A 17,905-nucleotide genomic window follows, 5' to 3' on the forward strand; every position below is an offset into this window, starting at 1 on the left:
GTAACATGGAGATTCTAGTGCAAAAATTTGGCGGAACTTCTGTACAAAGTAAGACGACAAGAAGTAACGCAATAAAGCATATTAAAACTGCTATTGATCAAGGGTATAGAGTGGTTGTAGTCGTTTCTGCGATAGGCCGTTATCCTGATCCATATGCAACGGACTCATTATTAGGATTAATTGATTTTCCTAATACACATGCAAGCAAAAGAGAACAGGATTTACTTATGTCCTGTGGTGAAGTAATCTCTTCTGTCGTTTTTTCAACGGAATTAAAAGAAAGTGGTGTAACGTCGACTGCATTAACTGGAGGGCAAGCTGGATTTAAAACAAATCAAGACTTTACCTCTGCAAAGATAAAGGCAATGGAAGTGGAACGAATCCACCAAGAATTAAAAGAGCATCAAGTTGTTGTAGTTGCTGGTTTCCAAGGGAAGTCAGCAACTGATGAAATAACAACGCTTGGTCGCGGTGGAAGTGACACGTCAGCAGCAGCCTTAGGTGCGGCACTAGACGCTGCTTATATTGATATTTTTACCGATGTAGAAGGAATTATGACAGCAGATCCGCGGCTAGTAAAAAACGCGCGAACATTAGATGTTGTCACATATAATGAAATTTGTAATTTAGCTTATCAAGGCGCAAAGGTCATTCACCCACGAGCAGTTGAAATTGCTATGCAGGCTAAGATACCGATGCGGGTGAGATCAACTGCTACTAACGAAATTGGAACATTAGTTACCGATTCAATAGATGCAGTAAAGGGTAAGGATATACCAGATCGTATTGTTACTGGAATTGCGAATATGTCTAACATAACGCAAATAAAGGTATTAACGAATGAAAATGTTGATCAATTACATTCAGACGTTTTCAAAGCAATGGCGGAAGCAGGTATTTCGGTTGATTTTATAAATATTTCGCCTAACGGTGTTGTCTATACAATTCCAGAGGTATTTACTACAAAAGCAATTGAAATATTAGAGGCGTTACATTATCAACCTGAAACGGTTTCTAACTGTGCGAAGGTCTCATTAGTTGGAGCTGGTATGACTGGTGTTCCTGGGGTAACAGCTAAAATAGTGCAAACACTGACAAATGAAGGGATTCAAATCCTTCAATCTGCAGACAGTCATACAACGATATGGGTGCTGATTCACCATGATGATCTTATCCCAGCTGTAAATGCATTGCATGAAACGTTTGAATTAAATAGGAAAATCTAAACATCTAGGGAATGGATGGATCAAGATGGATGAAGGGAGACGCAACCTATCGTGAATTTCGGAAAATTATTGACAGCAATGGTTACGCCATTTGACTCTAAAGATCGAGTGGATATGAATAAAGTGGAGCATTTAATTGAGTATTTAATTACCCACAAAACAGATGGTTTAGTTGTGGCAGGCACCACTGGAGAATCACCTACACTTTCCACAAAGGAAAAGATTGGGCTATTTGAACAGACAGTTAAAGTAGTGAATGGTCGGATTCCTATTATTGCTGGAACGGGTTCTAATAACACAAAAGAGACAATAGAACTAACAAAACACGCAGAAAATGCGAATGTTGATGCAATCTTGCTTGTAACACCTTATTATAATAAACCAAATCAGGCAGGATTATATGAACATTTTCGTACAGTTGCACAGTCTACGAGTCTCCCGGTAATGTTATATAATATTCCAGGCAGAACGATGGTTCATTTAACAGTGGACACAATTGTAGCACTATCACAAATTGATAATATTGTTGCTGTTAAAGAATCAAGTGGAAATTTAGATGCAATTTCTCAAATTATCGAACAGACAGATGATCAGTTTTTTGTATACAGCGGCGATGATAGTTTAACACTACCGTTGCAAGCGATTGGAGCTGATGGTGTTGTTTCTGTTGCATCTCATGTTATTGGAGATGAAATGAAACAAATGCTTGATTATTTTGAACAAGGCAATGTTAATGAAGCGGCTCGTATTCACCGTCAATTGTTGCCTATCATGAGAGGGTTGTTCATGGCACCATCTCCAGCTCCAGTTAAAGCTGCTTTACGATTAAAAGGTATCGACACAGGAGATGTTCGTTTACCGCTAGTAAACTTGTCTGAAATCGAAGAACAATTATTGTATGACCTAATTAAAAATTAATTAATGATATTCGTTAAAAGCTTCTGCAGGAAATTGGCAGAAGCTTTTTTTGATTTAAAATCCTTTTTGATCTTAAATGGTATGTTCCCTTTTTGATTCGTTCATACTAACAAAGATAGTATCGAAAGGAGAATTTCTATGCCAAAAGATGGGAATGAACAAGAAGAGGGTAAACAATCATCATTAGTCGACAAGATTCAGCAGTTAGGTCAATCAACTGTTCCAACAGCACCTGATTCCAATATACATGTGTTGTCGATTATTGGCCAAGTAGAGGGGCATATACAATTACCCCCACAAAATAAGACAACTAAATATGAACATTTACTGCCGCAGCTGATTGCAATTGAACAAAATCCGAAGATTGAAGGACTTATCATCCTATTAAATACTGTAGGTGGAGATGTAGAAGCGGGATTAGCACTCTCCGAAATGATTGCTTCTTTATCTAAACCAACCGTATCCATTATATTGGGTGGTGGTCACTCTATTGGCGTACCTATTGCCGTTGCAACTAATTATACGTATGTTGTACCTTCTGCAACGATGACAATTCATCCGATTAGGTTAAATGGCTTAGTGATCGGTGTGCCACAAACTTTTGAATATATGGATAAGATGCAAGAACGTGTTATTCAATTTGTTACGACTCACTCCAATATATCAGAAGAAAAGTTTAAATCCTTGATGTTTGAAAAAGGCAATTTAACGCGTGATATTGGTACGAATGTTGTGGGTGCTGATGCGGTTGAATATGGACTAATAGATGCAGTCGGTGGAGTAAAAGAAGCGATGGAAACATTAAATAAAATGATTGATGATCGTAAAGAGAGTGGGGGTGTCGTGCAGTGACCTTATATACACCATTAAATGAACATGATATATTTCCAACGGATCAATCGTTATTTCAAACACGTCAAGTTGTAACTTGTAATAATCGAATGATGCTCGTAGATAGTATTGATAACGGTAAATACCGTATTGTTCAGTTGCTTTCAACAGATCCACAAGATTATATCTCTGCTTCCCTTACTCCTGGGGAAATTATTAGCGAATAGTAGAATTTAATGCGGAGTCATATAAGATTTTAACGAAGGAAAAGTCTACACATAAAAATAGATATGCTATAATAGTAATAGCGAATATTGGAGTAGTATGAAGAGAAATGAAAATAAACCCTTGTCAAATGGACAAGGGTTTATCTCATCATAGTAATGGGAGAAATAATTTTGATAGATTGCAGGGGTGGGGAAATTGGCTAAGGCTAAAAAGAAAAAGAGAGGGAATCAAAAAAAGGTACAACAACAATTAAAATATGAACTTTTAGGTATTTTATTTATTTTTCTAGCTGTTTTTGGAAGTGGCGCAAGTGCAATTAGTGAAGGAGCTATACCCTCTGGATTAGAGAACTTTTTCCGTCTATTATTTGGTGTGTGGTATATGATCGCTTCACTTGTATTATTAAGTATCGGTATTTATATGATTATAAAAAGACAATTACCAAATTTGATTAGTCGACGCATGGTAGGTTTAGGAATTATATTCTTAGGGATTCTATTGCTAACACATATTGATTCGTATGAAACCTTGTTACAACAGCAATCAGGAGGGTCTGTGCTGAAAATGACGTGGTCAAACTACTTTGCGTACTTAGATGGGGATCTCACATCTTATTATTTAGGTGGTGGAATGTTAGGAGCAATTTTATTTGCTTTTTGTTATGTACTATTTTCTGCTACGGGTGCGCAAATTGTTGCTGTCTTTTCAATAATTATTGGTATCGTTTTTGTTACTGACTTCTCAATCGGTAATTTTTTAGCTAAGAATGGAAGTAAAGTAAAAGAAGTAACAGTAAACGGACGAAAAAAATGGAAAGAAAAACGTCAAGATAAAAAAGACAGTAAAACAAATGAACAAGATGACTATCAAGAAGAACTGCTAACAAACATAGCCGATCCAGTTGTTGATGATGGAAAAGATTATCCAGTAATTGAGGAGTTCACTGATATTTCATATGCTACTAAAAATGTAATAAATGAAATGGATGCTATCGATCAAATAAAGAGCAAGGCTGAACAGAAAGAAACAAAAAATGAAACTGAAATGGAAACAATTGAACCGTTACCAATGACGGAAATGGAGAATGCATCCTATTTATTGCCGCCACTAAAGTTGTTGAAAGAGCCTGTTAAACATCAACAACAAGCGGAAAAAAGCGCAATACAAGCAACTGTCCGAAAATTAGAACGTACATTTATTAGTTTTGGTGTGAAAGCAAAGGTTACGAAAGTTCATGTTGGACCTGCTGTTACCAAGTATGAAGTCTATCCAGAAGCTGGCGTAAAGGTGAGTAAAATTGTCAACCTCCATGATGATCTAGCACTTGCATTAGCTGCGAAGGACATTCGGATAGAAGCGCCGATTCCAGGGAAATCTGCAGTCGGAATTGAAGTGCCGAATAAAGAAGTGGCACCTGTATCTCTTCGGGAAGTATTAGATACGAAACAAGCGATGAATGGAAATATTCTGTCCTTTGTACTTGGACGAGATATTTCAGGTGAAGCAATTGTCGCTGAATTAAACCGCATGCCGCACCTACTCGTAGCGGGTGCAACTGGAAGTGGTAAAAGTGTCTGTATCAATGGTATTATAACGAGCATATTGATGCGAGCTAAACCACATGAAGTAAAAATGATGATGATTGATCCAAAGAAAGTAGAATTAAATATTTATAATGGCATTCCTCATTTACTTGCACCTGTTGTTACGGATCCTAAAAAGGCATCGAGAGCTCTTAAGAAAGTTGTAGCTGAAATGGAGCGTCGTTATGAACTATTCTCTGAGACTGGTAGCCGTAATATCGAAGGGTATAATGAGTACGTAAAACGATATAATAACGAAGAAGAGGATCAACAACCTTTATTACCTTATATTGTAGTAATAGTGGATGAATTAGCTGACTTAATGATGGTTGCATCCAGCGATGTTGAAGATGCAATCACAAGATTAGCACAAATGGCTCGTGCAGCGGGTATCCATTTAATAATTGCGACACAGCGCCCTTCTGTTGATGTTATAACAGGTGTAATAAAGGCGAACATTCCTTCCCGAATCGCTTTTAGTGTTTCATCTGCAACTGATTCAAGAACAATTTTAGATTCTGGTGGAGCAGAGAAATTATTGGGACGAGGGGATATGTTGTTCACGCCAGTGGGATCATCTAAACCTACGCGTATTCAAGGGGCATTTTTATCAGATGAAGAGGTAGAAAGCATCGTTGACCATTGTATTGAACAACAGAAAGCACAATATCAAGATGAAATGATTCCCGAAGAAGAGTCAGAGGTGAAACATGATGAAAAGCAAGATGATTTATTTGATGATGCAGTTAAATTAATCGTTGAAATGCAAAGTGCAAGTGTTTCAATGTTGCAAAGAAGGTTCAGAGTTGGATACACACGCGCAGCTAGATTAATTGATGCTATGGAAGCAAGAGGTATTGTTGGTCCTTATGAAGGATCAAAACCTAGAACTGTATTAATCTCTGAATATCCTGAACAAAAAACGTCGTAGTTCACACAAAAATTACCTAAAATATATAAAAAATGGTATTATTGTGAATTATCAGGTTGTTTGATGTTAGATTATCTTACAATATTTGTGAACATTTGGATCTTTACACTCTTTTTTGTATGAATAAGTATTTATTTCTCGAATTAAAAGTGTTATATTATTGTTTGACTATATTATTAGTATTTTAAAATCTAGTTTTTCAGTGTTGTCTAAGCAAATTGGACAATCAGTACATACATAATGCAATTAGATTTTTTAAGTTGATTTTTAATAGTGTTGTTAGAAAAAGGATGTTTATTTTCCATACTTTTAGGAGGTGGTGCGAAACATTAGGTTTTAGCAAAGTTTAAGGTTAACATAAAAAAAATATGGGGGTATTTCGTTGAAGAAAAATCGTTTATTACTTATTTTAGGATTATTATTAGCAACTGTACTTATTTTAGGGGCTTGTGGAACTTCCGATGAAGAGGATACTTCAAGTGATGATACAAGTTCAGAAGATACAACAGAAGATGCATCAGAAGATACAGAAGAAGCTATTGATTATAAAGTTGCAATGGTTACAGATGTTGGTGGCGTTGATGATAAATCATTTAACCAATCAGCATGGGAAGGTTTAGGTGCATTTGGTGCAGATAATGGCTTAGTAGAAGAAGAAGGTTATGCATATGCACAATCTGATCAAGATGCTGACTTTTTACCAAACTTAAATCGTTTAATACAACAAGATTTTAATTTGATCTTTGGTGTAGGGTATAAATTAGCTGAAGCACTTGGAGAAGTTGCAGGTCAAAATCCTGATACGAACTTTGCTATTATCGATTCCGTTGTAGAAGGGGATAATGTTGCAAGTATTACATTTGCGGAACAAGAAGGGTCTTTCTTAGTAGGTGTTGCTGCAGCAATGAAATCTGAATCAGGTAAAGTAGGTTTTATTGGTGGAGAAGAAAGTGATTTAATTAAACGTTTTGAAACAGGCTTTGTTGCAGGTGTCGCTTCAGTCGATCCAGAAATTGAAGTGGTAAGAGAATATGCAGCATCTTTTGCTGATGCTGCTAAAGGTAAAGCAATTGCAGCTAGTATGTACAATGATGGTGTTGATGTAATCTATCACTCTTCAGGAGCAACTGGAAATGGTGTATTTGCACAAGCAAAAGACATCAAAAATAGTGATCCAGAAGCAAACGTTTGGGTTATCGGTGTAGACCGTGATCAGTATGAAGAAGGTGCAATCAATGATACAAATGTTACACTTACTTCTATGCTAAAACGTGTAGATGTTGCTGTAAATGATTTAGCAACACAAGGTTTAAATGGCGAATTCCCAAGTGGAGAAATTCTTACATTTGGTCTTGCTGAAGATGGTGTCGGTGTTGCTACTACTAACGAAGAAGCATATACTGAAGATATAGCAACAGCTGTTGAGGAAGCGAAACAACAAGTTCTTGATGGAACAATTGAAGTTCCAACAACAGATGAAGAATTAGAATCGTATCTTGAATCTCTTTAAAAAATAAGAAAAAGGCTAGAATTTTCTAGCCTTTTTCTAACTATTAAATAATTAATTTAACTAATCATATAATACAAAATAATGCACATAAATAAGTGTGTTAAAGTCATTAAATGAAGAGCAAACTCGCCCCTTTTCATTTGACGATTTTATTGTATTTCACAAGAGAGAACCGTATAAGGAGTGGGGATTTTGGATAACTATGTAGTCGAAATGCTTCGAATACGAAAAGAATTTCCTGGTATCGTTGCAAATAATAATATTACGTTACAAGTAAAGCAAGGAGAGATTCATGCTCTTCTAGGCGAAAACGGTGCTGGAAAGTCAACGTTAATGAATGTTTTATTTGGATTGTATCAGCCAGAAAAAGGTGAAATTAAGGTAAAGGGTAAGAGTGTCAACATAACAGATCCCAATGTCTCAAATAAACTAGGAATTGGAATGGTACATCAACATTTCATGTTAGTAGATACATTTACTGTTACGCAAAATATTATACTAGGCAAAGAACCGAGGAAAAATGGACAAATAGATATCAAAAAAGCCGAAAAGGATATTGTAGAATTATCCAAAAAGTATGGTTTGCATGTTGATCCAACTGCGAAGATTCGAGATATTTCTGTTGGAATGCAGCAACGTGTTGAAATATTAAAAACGCTTTATCGTGGTGCTGAGGTACTCATTCTGGATGAACCTACAGCGGTATTAACACCACAAGAAATAAAAGAATTAATGTCGATAATGAAATCGTTAATTAGTGAAGGGATTTCCATTATTTTAATTACACATAAATTAAAAGAAATTTTAGAAGTGTGTGATCGGTGTACAGTTATTCGTAAAGGAGAAGGTATTGGTACGGTAACAGTTAAAGATACCAATGCAAATGAACTTGCTTCCTTAATGGTTGGTAGAGACATTAGTTTTTCAACAGATAAAACAGCTGCACAACCAAAAGAAAAAGTATTGACGATTAAAAATTTGTTTGTAAAAGACCTTCGAAATGCAATGATGGTAAAAGATTTAAATTTAGATGTAAAAGCTGGTGAAATTTTAGGTATTGCAGGTATTGATGGAAATGGACAGACCGAATTAATTGAAGCAATAACAGGTTTAAGACCTTCTGAATCTGGTGAAATTTTATTACATGATAAGGTAATCACGAATATGTCACCGAGAAAGGTTACCGAATCAGGTATCGCGCATATTCCTCAGGATCGTCATAAATTTGGTTTGGTGTTAGATTTTCCAATTGGAGAAAATATGATATTACAATCTTATTATCAGAAACCATATGCTAATAAAGGGATATTATCATTTAAACGTATATATGAATATGCTAAAGAACTAATTAGTGAGTATGACGTGCGCACACCTAGTGTCTACACAAAAGCAAGGGCACTTTCTGGTGGAAATCAACAAAAAGCAATAATTGCACGTGAAGTTGATCGTTCGCCAGACTTATTGATAGCTGCTCAACCAACTCGTGGTTTAGATGTTGGTGCAATTGAATTTATTCACAAAAAATTAATTGAGGAACGAGATAAAGGTCGGGCGGTTTTACTATTATCATTCGAATTAGATGAAATTATGAATGTTAGTGACCGAATTGCAGTAATGTTTGATGGTAATATTGTCGCAAATCTTAAACCTGAAGAAACAAATGAACAAGAATTAGGATTATTGATGGCTGGTAGTAGTAAGCAGAAAGCAGGTGAACAGTAGTGTTTTCTAATCGCCTATTTAACATATTAATACCAACAATTTCTGTCTTTTTAGGACTTCTAGCAGGTGCTATAATTATGCTTGCTTTTGGTTATAATCCTATCGAGGGATATATCGCGTTATGGAATGGAGCTTTTGGAAGTAGTTATTTCTTTGGCGAAACAATTCGACAAGTTACACCATACATATTTACAGGTTTAGCAGTAGCGTTTGCTTTTCGTAGTGGTCTATTTAATATTGGTGCGGAAGGTCAAGTAATCGTTGGTTGGCTTGTAGCAGTTTGGATTGGTTCGAGTTTTGAAGCACCAATGATTATACATTTACCACTTACTATTTTAGGTGCAGCTTTAGCAGGTGCTTTTTGGGGGTTTATACCTGGTTTACTAAAAGCAACAAAAGGTGTACATGAAGTTATAATTACAATTATGATGAATTATATTGCGTTACATTTATCTAATTATATGATTCGAAATGTATTGACAGACAATCAAGATTCCTCAAATCGAATTGCAGAGAGTGCGTCTCTTTCTTCAACTTGGCTAATGGAATTGACCGATTATTCCCGTATACACTGGGGAATACTGATCGCTCTTTTCGCTGCATTTATTATGTGGTTTTTAATAGAAAAAACAACTGCTGGATATGAATTTAGAGCTGTTGGTTTTAACCCTTACGCTTCAAAGTATGCAGGTATTAACGTGAAGAAAAACATTATATTATCAATGGTTATTTCAGGTGCATTTGCAGGTTTAGCGGGTGCTATGGAGGGCCTTGGTACATTCGGTTACATGCCATCACACTCAGCGTTTACTAACTTAGGATTTGATGGTATCGCTGTTGCACTATTAGGTGGTAATGCTGCTTTAGGTACGGTAATTGCCGCTTTCCTATTTGGAAGTCTAAAAGTTGGTGCTTTAAACATGCCTACTTCAGCAGGTGTTCCTTCTGAATTAGTTGAAATTGTTATTGCATTAATTATCTTTTTTGTAGCTTCAAGCTACTTTATCCGTTGGATTTTACTTCGATTTAAAAAGGAGGGGAAGTAAATGATGGCATTTATTGATTCGCTACAATCAATTATACCAATCGCCTTGTTTTATTCTGCTCCTCTTATCTTCACTGCACTTGGTGGTGTCATTAGTGAACGTTCAGGTGTTGTAAATATTGGTTTAGAAGGTTTAATGGTTATGGGTGCTTTTGTTGGAATTGTATTTAATCTAACCTTTGCAGATGTATTTGGTGCAGCAACACCTTGGATTTCGATTATTGCTGCTGCTGTAGTCGGAGGGATTTTCGCTTTATTACACGCGGTAGCTTCTATTACATTCCGTGCTGACCAAGTTGTTAGTGGTGTTGCAATTAACTTTTTAGCAGTAGGGCTTGGTGTATTTTTAACAAAACAGTGGTATGGAAAAGGTCAAACAGATATGGTAGAAGAACCATTTTACTCTACTTCCGTACCAATACTATCAGATATTCCAATTATAGGAGAAATGTTATTTGCTCGAGCATATTATACTTCCTATCTGGCTATTTTACTTGCTTTTGTTGGCTGGTTTGTTTTATATAAGACAACGTTTGGATTACGCCTTCGGTCTGTTGGAGAACATCCAATGGCTGCTGATACGAATGGGATAAATGTTTATAAAATGCGTTATATTGCCGTTATTTTATCTGGTGTATTAGGTGGTCTAGGTGGTGCTGTTTTTGCACTAACTATTGCATTTAATTTCTCCGGATCGACGATTGTTGGTCAAGGCTTTATGGCGTTAGCAGCTGTTATTTTTGGGAAATGGCATCCCCTTGGTGCATTAGGTGCGGCTTTATTCTTTGGTTTTGCACAAAGTTTAAGTGTTTCAAGCCTTCCGATCTTGGATAATGTACCAGATGTTTATTTAACTATTGCACCATACTTATTAACTATTCTTGCGTTAGCAGGATTTATTGGTAGGGCAGAAGCACCAAAAGCAAGTGGTACGCCATATGTTAAAGGTAACCGTTAATTAAATAAGGATTCAAAAGAGCCTGGTAATTGTTACCGGGCTCTTTTTCTAGTAAAATGTATTTTAAGGTTATATTAATGGATAGGAAAGATATATATTAACAATGCTATGTACATCAGATTCAGAGGAGGAAATGTAATGACGTTTGTCACAGAAGATGTAATAGAGCAACAAGGTTACAACTTACATGTTTTACAAAGCAAAAAATTTAAAACTATTCACCTAACAGTGAAATTAAAATCACCATTAAATCGTGAAAATATCACAGAAAAAGCTTTACTTCCTTTTGTATTACAACAAGGAACGAATAAGTATCCAACCTCAAGTTTATTTCGTAGAGCATTAGATGATTTATTTGGTGCAACCTTGTCTATTGATAGTGCCAAAAAGGGAAATGAGCATGTTATGAGTTTCAGGATGGAGATAGCAAATCAAACATACTTAACGACGGAGCAAAATATTCTTGAGGAAGCATTACAGTTTTTAAGTGACGTCATTTATGACTCCAAAACGATAGAGGAAGCATTCGATGCATCAATTGTCCGAAGAGAAAAACAAACATTGAAACAAAAAATAAACGCCGTAGTGGATAATAAAATGAGCTACGCGAATATGCGTTTGATTGATAAAATGTGCGAGGGGGAAGCGTATAGCCTTCATGTACATGGTTACAAGGAAGATCTAGATGGGATCGACGAGAAAAGTTTATATACGTGCTATCAACAACAACTATTAGAAGATCAAATGGATATTTATGTCTTAGGTGACTTAGAAAATATTGATGTAAATAAATTAATTCCGTCTTATTTCAATAAAAAAAGAAGTCCAAAGCTGATCGAAATTGAAAACGAACAAAAAGAACAAAGCCAGCCAAAAGAAATTATTGAAGAACAAGCGATGCAACAAGGTAAGTTACATTTAGGTTATCGAACAAACATAACCTTTCGTGATGATTCATATCCTGCACTTCAAATATTCAATGGTATTTTTGGAGGTTTTCCAAGTTCGAAGTTATTTATTAATGTACGAGAGAAAAACAGTTTAGCTTACTATGCTTCTTCTCGTTTTGAAAGTCATAAAGGTTTATTATTTGTTTTTAGTGGAATTGATCCAAAAGACTATACAAAAGCTAAAGGGATAATAGTAGAACAAATGGATGCAATGATCAGTGGTGACTTCACTGACGAACAAATAGAAGAGGCAAAAAAATTAGTTATTAATCAGTGGAAAGAAACATTAGACCATCCAGACGGTTTAGTAGAAATATTATATCATCAAGTGTTAGCAGGAGCGGAACGGTCACCAGATCAGTTTATTAAAGAAATTAATCAAGTTTCTAAGGATAATCTTTTGGAAGTTGGCCAAAAGATCCAGTTAGATACCGTCTACTTTCTAACAGCACAAGGGGGTAACGAAAATGCATAAACAAACATATGACCAATTAAAAGAAACAGTATATACAGAAACGCTTGATAATGGTTTGCGTGTCTTTTTATTACCTAAACCTGAAATGACTAAAACATTCGGTATTTTCACAACAGATTATGGATCAATTGATCAATCATTTACACCGATTAATCAAAAGGAACATGTAACAGTTCCAGACGGTATTGCTCACTTTTTAGAGCATAAGTTATTTGAAAAAGAAGATCACGATGTCTTTCAAGATTTCACTAAACGTGGTGCATCAGCTAATGCTTTTACTTCGTTCACCAAAACAGCTTATTTATTCTCTTCTACAACAGAAGTCAAGAATAATATCAAAACATTACTGGACTTTGTTCAAGATCCTTATTTTTCAGATCAGTCAGTTGAAAAAGAAAAGGGAATTATTGCACAAGAAATTCAAATGTACGATGATCAACCTGATTGGCGTTCGTTTTTTGGAACTCTAAAAAGTATGTATCATCATCATCCAGTTCAAACTGATATTGCTGGAACAGTTGCTTCGATACAAGATATTACTAAAGAAGATTTATATACGTGTTACCAAACGTTTTATCATCCAGCAAATATGGTTATATCAGTAGCGGGAAATTTCGATCCCGATCAGATGATGGATCTTATTCGCTCAAATCAACAGGCTAAAACATTTAGTCCGTTAGAAAAGATCGAACGCTCTTTTCCAGACGAGCCAGAAACTGTAGCGACTCCAAAAGAAGTAATCGAAATGCCTGTATCCATCTCCAAATGTATGGTTGGTATCAAAGAGAACGTTCAAACAATCGATTCTTCCTTTATGGAAAAAGACCTGTTAGCTGACATGCTATTAGAACATTTTTACTCAAAAAGTGGTCCGTTCTACCAAGAGTTATATGAAAAGGATTTAATTGATGATAGTTTCTCTTTTGAATCTAGTCGAGAGAAGAACTTTGCTTTTTCAATTGTTGGAGGAAACACAGAGAATCCTGATAAATTAGCCGATGCATTGAAGGAACAATTAATGAGTTGGAACAGTATACAGATCACGGAAGAAGATTTTGTTCGCATGAAGCGCAAAAAAACGGGAGAGTTATTACGTGGTATGAATAGCTTGGAAAATATGGCGAATCAATTTACACATTATCAATTACTTGGTTTTGATTATTTTGAATTACTTCCTACTACCGAAAAACTAACATTAGAAGCTGCTAATACATTTTTAAATAATTGGGTACATGAAATGAATGTTTCTGTTTGCCAAATTGTCCCAGAAAAAGGTTGAGTGTAAATGAAAAAGCATTGCCTTATTCTAGGAGCGAGCGGATCAATTGGATCAGCAATTGCGATACGTTTAGTTAAAGAAGGGTACACATTATCCTTGCATTTTAATCAAGATCACCAGTCAATCAGAAAAATGGTTCAAGCGTTTCCGGATGAAGTGGTATTAGAGGTAATTCAAGCTGACTTAAGTAATCAAGAGGGAATTGAGACGTTTCTTGAAAAATTAACAATATCTCCAACACATATTGCTTTTGCCAGTGGCCAAGCGCATTATGGATTATTACAAGATACGCCAACTGATATGATGGATAGCTTATACCATGTTCATGTGAAAGCCATGTGGATGATTACACAAGCATGTTTACCTTCGATGATTGAACAGCGAAATGGTAACATTATTGTCATTTCTTCCATATGGGCAGAGATGGGTGCGAGTTTTGAAGTTATTTATTCATCTGTTAAGGGTGCACAAAATAGTTTTGTTAAAGCAGTAGCACAGGAAATTGCAGGGACTACGATTCGAATTAATGCAGTTAGTCCTGGTTTTATTGATACAAAAATGAACCAACAACTTACAGAAGTTGAGAAACAAGCGGTCATTGACAATATTCCAGCAAATAGAGCAGGAAAACCTGAAGAGGTAGCAGAGCTTGTTTGTTTTTTATTTGACGATCAAAAGTCTTCTTATATTAATGGAGAAAATATAAAAATATCTGGTGGTTGGTAAAAAGCGATGTATATTTTTTATTCCAAATTCAAAAGCTACGTGTGTAAGCAAAAAGAAGGAGGAATAGAATATGTCAGTTCTAGATAATTTTGAATCGTGGAAAGATTTTCTAGGTGATCGTTTACACCAAGCAGAGGGGCAAGGAATAAGTCAGAATGCCATTTCAGATCTGGCTTATGATATAGGTGATTATTTAACAAATCATGTCGAGCCTAAAAATGATCAAGAAGCTATTATTAAAGAACTTTGGAATGCAGCAGATCAAAAAGAACAACATGCTATTGCCAATACTATGGTTAAGCTTGTGCAAAGTGAAGGTACAGATCGTTAATGTAACATGGAAGATATGGAAGTCCTTGCTTATTATTAGCAGGGCTTTTTTATTGAAAATGCATTGATATCATTTTCCTCTAGCATTATTGAAATTATAGATTTTTTGTTTAACTTATAAAAATCCCCTTTTATAAATCTTGAAAATCATTTATCATAGGATAGTGTATAGTATATGTAGGATGTAGATATAAAGAAATTAAATATACAAGAGATATTTAGTGATAATACAGATGGATGGTGTTTTATAAATGGAAATTGGATTGATGTTAAAAGAAGCAAGAGAAGCAAAAGGTTTATCGTTAGATGACTTACAAAAGAAGACCAAGATTCAACCTCGCTACTTAAAAGCAATAGAAAAAGGTGACTTTTCTGTCATGCCGGGTAACTTTTACATTCGTGCGTTTATTAAGGAGTATGCTGTGGCTGTTGATTTAAATCCTAATGAAGTATTAGCTGCTTACAAACATGAGCTGCCTTCTGCTGAAGAGGATACAGTTGAATACACCGGAATCCAGCGTAGTCGAAAAAACACACCATCAACCAAAACACCGGCTGTCTTTTCACTATTGCCAACGGTCATTACTGTATTATTAATTATTGGTGTGGCTTTTGTAATCTGGTTATTCACTTCAGATTATTTTTCACAAGATGATGCGCCAACTACAGAGAATGAAATAAGTGAGCAAAATGGTGGAGATGAAGTACAACTACCTGTGGATACAGAAGATGAGGCACCAGCAGAGGAAAATACAGAAGATGAAGAAAATGCGAATGAAGCGGAAGATGAAGAAGAAACTGTAGAAGAAACAACATTAGAATTGGATGAGTATGCTAATAACGAATCTACTTATACTCTGACAAATCCAGGGGAAAGTGTAGAATTAGTATTTGAAACGGATACAGCGAATTGGTTGGAAGTTGAAAATGATTCAGGTGATACCCTTTATACAGATACTTTCCAAGCAACTGAATCACCAATGGAACTAGATTTGACTGGAGCAGAACAAATCTATTTGCGTTTTGGTTTACCAACAGAATTATCTATTACAGTAAATGGTGTCGCATTAGAATTGTCAGAAGAAATTGGTCCAACTCAAATACAAAGAGTTTGGATTAATGTGGAACAGGATACAGAATAAGTAGAAACAAACCCTTTTCATCAAACGGTGGGAGGGGTTTATAATTGTGTTAGATATAAACAGGGAGGATTAACTTTATCATGAACATTCCAAATCGTATTACATTGTCACGTATTTTTTTAATTCCGGTATTTATTATTTTATTAACAGTGCCTTTTGAGTGGGGAAGTTGGGCAATTGGAGAACAAACTTTACCAGTTGTTGATTTTGTTGCAGCAATGCTATTCATTATTGCCTCAGCCACTGATTGGGTGGACGGTTACTACGCAAGAAAACATAATCTTATTACAAACTTAGGGAAATTTTTAGATCCGATGGCAGACAAACTATTAGTAACTGCCGCGTTTATTTTATTAATAGAAATGGAATTGGTTCCGGCTTGGATTATTATAATTATTATAAGTCGTGAATTTGCTGTGACTGGACTACGTCTTGTAGCAGCTGGAGAAGGAATTGTTTTAGCTGCAGGTAAAATGGGTAAATGGAAAACGGTATTTCAATTAGCGGCAATCTCTGTTTTGTTACTACATAACTTTCCATTCTCTTATATTGGTTTCCCATTTGGTACTATTTTGCTTTATGTAGCTTTAGCATTAACTGTTGTATCAGGTGTTGATTATTTTATTAAAAATTGGCATGTAATGAAAGGATCGAAATAATAATGCAAACGTACAATGCAGAAGTTATCGGGGTAGGTACAGAATTACTATTAGGCCAAATTTCAAATACGAACGGTCAATGGATTTCTAGCCAACTAGCAGACAAGGGGATTAGTGTTTTTTATCATCAAGTAGTCGGTGATAATTTAGAACGTGTTAAAACGTCTTTTTCAACCGCTGCTGATCGATCTGATCTTGTTTTTGTTACCGGTGGACTCGGACCTACTGATGATGATTTAACGCGGGAAGCTTTTCAGTCGCTAACAGGAAAAAAACTTGAAGAAAATGATCAGATTATCGAAAAAAATTCTAGTTATTTTAAAAGAACAAATAGACAAATGTCACTTAATAATCGTAAACAGGCGCTAATGTTTACAGATGCAATTATTATACCTAATCAAGAAGGAACTGCACCTGGAATGATTGTTACGTATAGAAAAGCACAGTTTATATTTATGCCTGGTGTACCAAGAGAAATGATGGCAATGATGACAGGTTTCGTTTTACCTTATTTAAAAAAGAATTTGGATTTAAAAACAATTATTAAATCTAGAATGCTGAAATTCATCGGTATTAGTGAGTCACAATTAGAAACTGATCTGAAGGCAATAATAGATCAACAAGACAATCCAACAATTGCACCATTAGCGACAGATGGTGAGGTCGCTCTTCGTATTACAGCTAAAGCTGATACGGAAGCAAATGCTAATCGAATGATTGAAAAAACAGAAGCTGAAATAAAACATATAGTTGGTCACTACTTTTATGGTTATGATGATACAACAATTAATCATACTGTTTTACGTCTACTATTAGAAAAGAATTTAACGATAGCAGCAGCGGAAAGTTTAACAGGTGGTCGATTTGCTGATGCTCTTGTTTCTATACCAGGAGCAGGTGACGTGTTTAAAGGAAGCATTGTTAGTTATGCTTCGTCATCTAAAGCAGATGTATTAGGCATATCTGAGCAAGTAATTGAAAAAGAGGGCGTCGTAAGCGAGGCTTGCTCTTATGAGATGGCAATACGTGTGCGTGAAAAATTTGATGCGTCAATTGGTATCAGCTTTACAGGAGTGGCTGGACCAGATCCAGCAGAAGGTAAAGAAGTAGGAACTGTGTTCATTAGTATTATGGAGGAAGGTAAAAAGGTCCTGACGAAATCGTACTATTTTCCTGGAGAAAGAAATACTATTCGAAATAGGTCAGTAAAAAAAGGACTGGAATTACTATATAATTGGTTAATCGGTTAATATCATTTCTTAGGTTATAATTTTTTGAAAGTACGGTATTTTTTGATTTTGTCTATGATAAATAGATATAAAGTTAAAAAATGAATTGAATAAATGATAAAATTGGAAATAAAAAAGTTCTTATTTTTTGGGAACATTTATT

General features: G+C 35.4%; 16 protein-coding genes. All 16 read left to right on the forward strand.

What is annotated here, in order from left to right; genetic code table 11:
* Window positions 1-5 precede the first annotated feature (5 nt).
* The 16 genes from dapG (at window position 6) to D2K60_RS14865 (ending at window position 17,763) form a co-directional block, all read left to right on the forward strand.
* A complete protein-coding gene (dapG, locus tag D2K60_RS14790; RefSeq protein WP_117169660.1) occupies window positions 6-1,226 on the forward strand; it encodes an aspartate kinase in 1,221 nt (406 codons plus the stop codon).
* A gap of 48 nt (window positions 1,227-1,274) precedes the next feature.
* Window positions 1,275-2,144: a 4-hydroxy-tetrahydrodipicolinate synthase gene (dapA, locus tag D2K60_RS14795; RefSeq protein ID WP_117169659.1), complete on the forward strand. Its 870-nt coding sequence runs from the start codon at window positions 1,275-1,277 to the stop codon at window positions 2,142-2,144.
* Between the two features lie 138 nt (window positions 2,145-2,282).
* Complete coding sequence (locus D2K60_RS14800; RefSeq protein WP_117169658.1) at window positions 2,283-2,996, forward strand: ClpP family protease; 714 nt, start codon at window positions 2,283-2,285, stop codon at window positions 2,994-2,996.
* Window positions 2,993-3,202 carry a YlzJ-like family protein gene (locus D2K60_RS14805; protein ID WP_117169657.1) on the forward strand — a complete coding sequence of 70 codons (210 nt, stop codon included), beginning with the start codon at window positions 2,993-2,995 and terminating at the stop codon, window positions 3,200-3,202. The genes D2K60_RS14800 and D2K60_RS14805 overlap by 4 nt, the downstream gene beginning before the upstream one ends.
* A gap of 196 nt (window positions 3,203-3,398) precedes the next feature.
* Complete coding sequence (locus D2K60_RS14810; protein ID WP_117169656.1) at window positions 3,399-5,717, forward strand: FtsK/SpoIIIE family DNA translocase; 2,319 nt, start codon at window positions 3,399-3,401, stop codon at window positions 5,715-5,717.
* 382 nt (window positions 5,718-6,099) lie between these two features.
* A complete protein-coding gene (locus D2K60_RS14815) occupies window positions 6,100-7,227 on the forward strand; it encodes a BMP family lipoprotein (protein ID WP_117169655.1) in 1,128 nt (375 codons plus the stop codon).
* 213 nt (window positions 7,228-7,440) lie between these two features.
* Window positions 7,441-8,949: an ABC transporter ATP-binding protein gene (locus tag D2K60_RS14820; RefSeq protein WP_117170371.1), complete on the forward strand. Its 1,509-nt coding sequence runs from the start codon at window positions 7,441-7,443 to the stop codon at window positions 8,947-8,949.
* Window positions 8,949-9,995 (forward strand): ABC transporter permease, encoded by a 1,047-nt coding sequence (locus D2K60_RS14825; protein WP_240335285.1) that lies wholly within the window; start codon window positions 8,949-8,951, stop codon window positions 9,993-9,995. The genes D2K60_RS14820 and D2K60_RS14825 overlap by 1 nt, the downstream gene beginning before the upstream one ends.
* Window positions 9,996-9,998: 3 nt before the next feature.
* Window positions 9,999-10,952 carry an ABC transporter permease gene (locus D2K60_RS14830; RefSeq protein ID WP_117170369.1) on the forward strand — a complete coding sequence of 318 codons (954 nt, stop codon included), beginning with the start codon at window positions 9,999-10,001 and terminating at the stop codon, window positions 10,950-10,952.
* Window positions 10,953-11,090: 138 nt separating this feature from the next.
* On the forward strand, window positions 11,091-12,377 hold the full coding sequence (gene yfmF, locus D2K60_RS14835) for an EF-P 5-aminopentanol modification-associated protein YfmF (protein ID WP_117169654.1): 1,287 nt from the start codon (window positions 11,091-11,093) through the stop codon (window positions 12,375-12,377).
* Window positions 12,370-13,656 (forward strand): EF-P 5-aminopentanol modification-associated protein YfmH, encoded by a 1,287-nt coding sequence (gene yfmH / locus D2K60_RS14840; RefSeq protein WP_117169653.1) that lies wholly within the window; start codon window positions 12,370-12,372, stop codon window positions 13,654-13,656. The genes yfmF and yfmH overlap by 8 nt, the downstream gene beginning before the upstream one ends.
* A gap of 6 nt (window positions 13,657-13,662) precedes the next feature.
* Window positions 13,663-14,382 (forward strand): elongation factor P 5-aminopentanone reductase, encoded by a 720-nt coding sequence (ymfI, locus tag D2K60_RS14845; protein WP_117169652.1) that lies wholly within the window; start codon window positions 13,663-13,665, stop codon window positions 14,380-14,382.
* 70 nt (window positions 14,383-14,452) lie between these two features.
* Complete coding sequence (locus D2K60_RS14850; protein WP_117169651.1) at window positions 14,453-14,713, forward strand: DUF3243 domain-containing protein; 261 nt, start codon at window positions 14,453-14,455, stop codon at window positions 14,711-14,713.
* 250 nt (window positions 14,714-14,963) lie between these two features.
* Window positions 14,964-15,854 carry a helix-turn-helix domain-containing protein gene (locus tag D2K60_RS14855; protein ID WP_117169650.1) on the forward strand — a complete coding sequence of 297 codons (891 nt, stop codon included), beginning with the start codon at window positions 14,964-14,966 and terminating at the stop codon, window positions 15,852-15,854.
* A gap of 80 nt (window positions 15,855-15,934) precedes the next feature.
* Window positions 15,935-16,513, forward strand: coding sequence for a CDP-diacylglycerol--glycerol-3-phosphate 3-phosphatidyltransferase (gene pgsA / locus D2K60_RS14860; RefSeq protein WP_117169649.1), 579 nt, complete (start codon window positions 15,935-15,937; stop codon window positions 16,511-16,513).
* Between the two features lie 2 nt (window positions 16,514-16,515).
* Entirely contained in the window at window positions 16,516-17,763 is a 1,248-nt protein-coding gene (locus tag D2K60_RS14865; protein WP_117169648.1) for a competence/damage-inducible protein A, read from the forward strand.
* Window positions 17,764-17,905 lie beyond the last annotated feature (142 nt).

The sequence above is a fragment of the Paraliobacillus sediminis genome, from assembly GCF_003426055.1.